The organism is Polaromonas sp., assembly GCF_049790275.1.
Classification (GTDB): Bacteria; Pseudomonadota; Gammaproteobacteria; order Burkholderiales; family Burkholderiaceae_C; genus Polaromonas.
This window is the reverse complement of record NZ_JBAQYR010000120.1, coordinates 1-4,721: the sequence shown is the minus strand read 5'-3', so window position 1 is coordinate 4,721 and position 4,721 is coordinate 1. Positions and strand designations below refer to the sequence as shown.

The following is a 4,721-nucleotide window of genomic DNA, read 5'->3' as shown; positions in this document are numbered from 1 at the left end:
AGGCAGCGCCGACGCGCGCGGCGGCCTCACCGCGCTGCGGCTAGGGCCACCGGCGACGCTGCGCCTGGCTTACGAGGCGCGCCGGCTGTTCCAGACAGGTGTGCCGGTCGCGCTGACCTTCGCAGTGGCCCTGAGCTTCTTCGCGGCGGTGCCGCTGTGGCTGAAGACGCGGCAACGTGTCGTGCTGCTGTTCACCGCGATGTGCCTGACCTGGTCGCCGCGCGCGCTGCTCGTCCTCAGCCCCGCCGCATCGGGCCCCACGCCGATGGGCCTGTTTGCCGTCTTGGCGGGCACGCTCATCTGCAACGTGTTCATCCTCCTGCTGGTGCTGGAACTGAGTGGCTGGCACTCGCGGTTCTGGCGGGGCTTTGTACGCTTCGTCTGGGCACTCACGGCCACGGTCAGCGCCTGCGCCCTGGTGCTGGCGCTTCGCGGCGCACTGCGGCCGGTGGAGGCGGTGCTGCTTCACCTGCCGTTTTATGCGGCCATGATGGTCCCGCTGGCCGGGCTGATCGAACGGGCCTGGCGGGCCGGTGGCCGGTCCGAAGTGTTCATGGCGGTGTCGTTCACAGTGTGGCTGGGCGCGGTGATGCATGACATGGCGGTGGCCGGCGGGCTGATGCCGCTCGCGAGTTTCTTCGTGGCGCCGCTGCCTGCGCTGCTGGTGCTGCTCAGCCTGATCTGGCGCACCCTGGAGAAGATGGCTCTGGAGCGCGACGGCGCCGAGCGCGAGATCAGCCAGGCCGTGGCGCACGTCAGCACCGAGCACGGCCAGCGGCTGATCCAGCTGCGCGAGGAGTTCGACCGCCACAAGGCCGAGGAGCGCCAGGCCGTGATCGCCGCCGAACGCACCCGGCTGCTGCATGATTTGCACGACGGCATGGGCAGCCAGCTGATCACCGCGCTGCGGATGACTCGCCGCGACGAGGTGCCGCGCGAGGAAGTGGCGCGCGTGATCGAGGATTCGCTGGAGGACATGCGCCTGATCATTGATTCGCTGGACCTTGAAGAAAGCGATTTGCTGCCGCTGCTGGCCAACCTGCGCTACCGGCTGGAGCCACGCCTCAATGCCATCGGCGTGGGCCTGCAATGGGAAGTGGGGCCACTGCCCGAGATGGACTACCTGACACCCGAGACGGGCCTCTCGATCCTGCGCACATTGCAGGAAGCCATCAACAACGCGGTCCGCCACGGCGCCGCCCGAACCATCACCGTGCGTGCGCATGCCACCGCAGGCACCGTGAAGCTGTCCATCACTGATGACGGCTGCGGCTTCGACACGCAAGCCACCCCTGCCCCCGGCAAGACCCAACGCGGACTGGCAGCGATGCGCCTGCGCGCGCAAAAATTCGGGGGCCAGGTCCATATCTCCAGTGGAACGCAGGGGACCTGCGTGACGCTGGAGCTTCCGCTGCAACGCTGAGCACCGCACATGGCCTGAACCGGCAAACGCTCTATTTTTGATAGCTGATGATGTCCGACAGACAAGGATCAACGGGCGATTTGATATCAGGAATTTCAGCCCCGCCGTTTACGGCGGCAACGCATACGCCAGCACATGGTCGCCGGCCCGGGTTCTCAGCGAACCGTGGCCGCCGGCCACCACCAGCACATACTGCCGGCCGTCGGCGCCGGTGTAGGTCATGGGCGTGGCCTGGCCGCCGGCGGGCAGGCGGCTGCGCCACAGCTCCTTGCCATTGCTGACATCGTAGGCGCGCACGTAGTCGTCCAGCGTGCCGGACAGGAAAGCCACACCGCCCGCCGTCATGAGCGGCCCGCCGAGATTGGGCACACCCATCCCGAAAGGCAGGGGAACCGGGGCGAGGTCGCGCACGGTGCCGTTCTTGTGTTTCCAGACAAGCCGGCCAGTGCGCAGGTCGGCGCCGGCCACATAGCCCCAGGGCGGCGCCTGGCAGGGAATGCCAAGCGGCGAAATGAAGGCGCTGAGCTTGACGGCAAACGGTGCGCCGAAATTTTCGTTGAGCGAGGGCAGGCTTCCCTCCGGGCGTTCCTTGCCCTGCACCAGCAACGAGGTGTCGTCCGGGCGCGGAACCAGCCGGGAAACAAACGCGAGGTAGGTCGGGGTGGCAAACACCATCTGGCGCTGCGGGTCCACCGCCACGCCGCCCCAGTTGAAGACGCCGAAATTGCCGGGGTAGACCAGGCTGCCCTGCGTTGAAGGCGGCGTGTAGCGGCCTTCGTAGCGCAGCCGGTGGAAGGCGATGCGGCAATACAGCTGGTCGAACATGGTCGCGCCCCACATGTCGCGGTCGGTCAGGGGTTTCGGGTCGAAGCTCAGCGCCGAGCGCGGCTGCGTGGTGGCCGTGCGGTCACCCTCGGCAGCGCCTTGCGGCGCGGCGTCTTCCCTGACCGGTAGCACCGGTGTGCCGCTGCGCCGGTCCAGCACGAACAGCTCGCCCTGCTTGGTGGGCTGCACCAGCGCCGGCACCACGCGGCCGCCCAGGCGCAGGTCCACCAGGCTGGGCTGGGCCGGCACGTCGTAGTCCCACAGGTCGTGGTGCACGGTCTGGAAGTGCCAGCGCACGCGGCCGGTCGCCAGCTCCAGCGCCACCACGGACGATGAATATTTTTCGACGGCCGCGCTGCGCCGGCCGCCCCACTGGTCGGGCGGCTGGTTGCCCAGCGGCACATAGACCAGGCCCAGGGCTTCGTCGACGCTGGAGACGGACCAGCTGTTGGGCGAATTGGGCGTGTAGGTCTGGCCGGGTGCGAGCGGTGCGGTGGCCTCGGGGTTGCCGGAATCCCAGTTCCAGACCAGCGCGCCGGTGTTCACGTCAAACGCGCGGATCACGCCCGACTGCTCCTGCGTCGAAACGTTGTCGAGCACGGTGCCGCCGATGATGATGAGCCCGCGCGCCAGCACCGGCGGCGAGGTGGCGTAGTAGGCGCCGGGCTTGACGTTGGGCATGTGGGCCCACAGGTCGATCTGGCCCGTGCCGCCGCCAAAGCTGGTGCACACCGCGCCGTTGTCGGGGTTGAGCGCAATGAGGCGGCCGTCGGCGGTAGGCATGAACAGTTTGCCCGGGCAGCTGGCGGTGGTGGGGACGGCCGCGGTGGCAGCCACCGGCAAGCCGGGGCGAGGGGCTGGTGCCTGCACGGCGGCAAGGGGCGGCTGCCCCGAGGCGGCCGGCGCCGCCAGCGGGGGAGACGCCGCCTGGTAGGACAGGCCGCGACAGGTCAGGTGCTGTAGCGCCAGCTTGTCCTGGATTTGCGGGTTGTAGCGCCACACTTCCGCGCCGGTGGTGGCGTCCAACGCAATCACCGACTGGTGCGGCGTGCACAGGAACAGCCGGTTGCCGACTTTCAGCGGCGTGACCTGGAAGGTGGTTTCAACCGGGTCGCCGGGCTGGCCGCGCAGGTCGCCCGTGCGGTATTGCCAGGCCGGCTGCAGGCCGGCGGCGTTGGCCGGGGTGATCTGCCCGAGCGGGGAATAACGTTGCCCGTGGCCGGTGCGCCCGTAGGCGTGCCATTCGCCGGGCGGCGTGCTCTCGGCAACGGCACCCGGCTCAGCCATGCCGGTGGGCGCCTCGGCCGTGCCCTCGACCCGGTGTGCATCTTGGAACCATGAAGCCACGCCGACCAGGGCGAACAGGGCCAAAGCCACCGCCAGCGCGTAGCCGCCGCCGTACAGCGCGGGTGCAGGGGGCAGGTCGTCCCAGCGGTCCAGGTCGTAATATGGCGAGCCCGCATCCAGGCTGCGCGTCACCCGCGGCAAAAGCAGCAGCAGGCCGAGCAGGAACAGCACGTCGCCGCGCGCGGCCAGCGGCCACCAGTCCAGCCCGGCCTCCCACAGCGACCAGCCCAGCGTGGCGAACACCAGCACGGCATACGTCCATAACGCCGCCGGCTGGCGCAGCAACAGCAGCACGCCGCTCAGCAGCAAACCCATGCCGGCCGGAGCGTAATACCGCGAGCCTCCCAGCAGGGCGAGCCAGAGCCCGGCCAGGCCCACAACCAGGCCGGTGAACACCAGCAGCAGGCCCAGGACCCGGGCCATGACAGAACGTACGCGAAGTGGCGAGGGGGTTCGCGCGCCGGGGTTTTGCACAATTTCTCCTCAAGGCGCAGAGCCGCGCGGGCTCCAGTCACGGAACGCCGGGTGTTCCAGGCGATGAACAGGCAACCCTAAAGGCGGCAGCCAGGCAAGAGGGTCAGGGTTTGGCTGGCGCCGCTGTAGGACGCTGCATGACGCGTCGGCCCGGCGCCTCCGGGACAAGCCGGCGCGGAGAAGCGATGGCGCAGGGGCTTCAAAGCGCTACGTTTTTAATAGCCGACACCGCCCATGGTTAAAGGGCTGATGCCTTTCTTTGTGAATGTCCGGAAGGCCCGGCGGCCGGCTACAGCCCTTTTTCAACCATGTCCAGCAGGCGCTGGCCGATCTGCTGCATGTGTGGACCGATCACCGGGCCCAACGGGCCGTCAATCACCAGCATGGCCAGGCCGTGTACCGCGGACCAGGCGAGGAACTCGGCGCCGGGCCGTTTCTCCGGCGGCATCACGCCGGCCTCTACCAGCTTGTCGAGCGCGGTGCCCAGCAGTTCGAAGGGGTTGAGGCCACCGGGGCCGGCGGTAGGCGTTTCTGGCGTGGCCTGTATCAGCATGTCAGAGCGCGCAAAGGCGGTGCGGAACAAGCCGGGCTCGGCCTGGGCGAAGCGCAGGTAGCCGCTGCCCACGGCGCGAACGCTGGCGCGGGCGAAGTC

General features: G+C 68.9%; 3 protein-coding genes. 1 reads left to right on the top strand and 2 read right to left on the bottom strand.

Translation table 11 applies throughout. From position 1 onward, the window contains the following. On the top strand, positions 1 to 1,423 hold a 1,423-nt coding region (locus WA904_RS16910; protein WP_425198298.1), incomplete at its 5' end, for a sensor histidine kinase. A 108-nt stretch (positions 1,424 to 1,531) separates the two neighbouring features. Here WA904_RS16910 and WA904_RS16905 read toward each other — a convergent pair. Together WA904_RS16905 and WA904_RS16900 are read right to left on the bottom strand one after the other, a co-directional pair. Beyond that, on the bottom strand, positions 1,532 to 4,018 hold the full coding sequence (locus tag WA904_RS16905; RefSeq protein ID WP_425198297.1) for a membrane-bound PQQ-dependent dehydrogenase, glucose/quinate/shikimate family: 2,487 nt from the start codon (positions 4,016 to 4,018) through the stop codon (positions 1,532 to 1,534). A gap of 340 nt (positions 4,019 to 4,358) precedes the next feature. Beyond that, positions 4,359 to 4,721, bottom strand: a 363-nt coding sequence (locus tag WA904_RS16900) for a TetR-like C-terminal domain-containing protein (RefSeq protein ID WP_425198296.1), incomplete at its 5' end; no start/stop codon positions are given.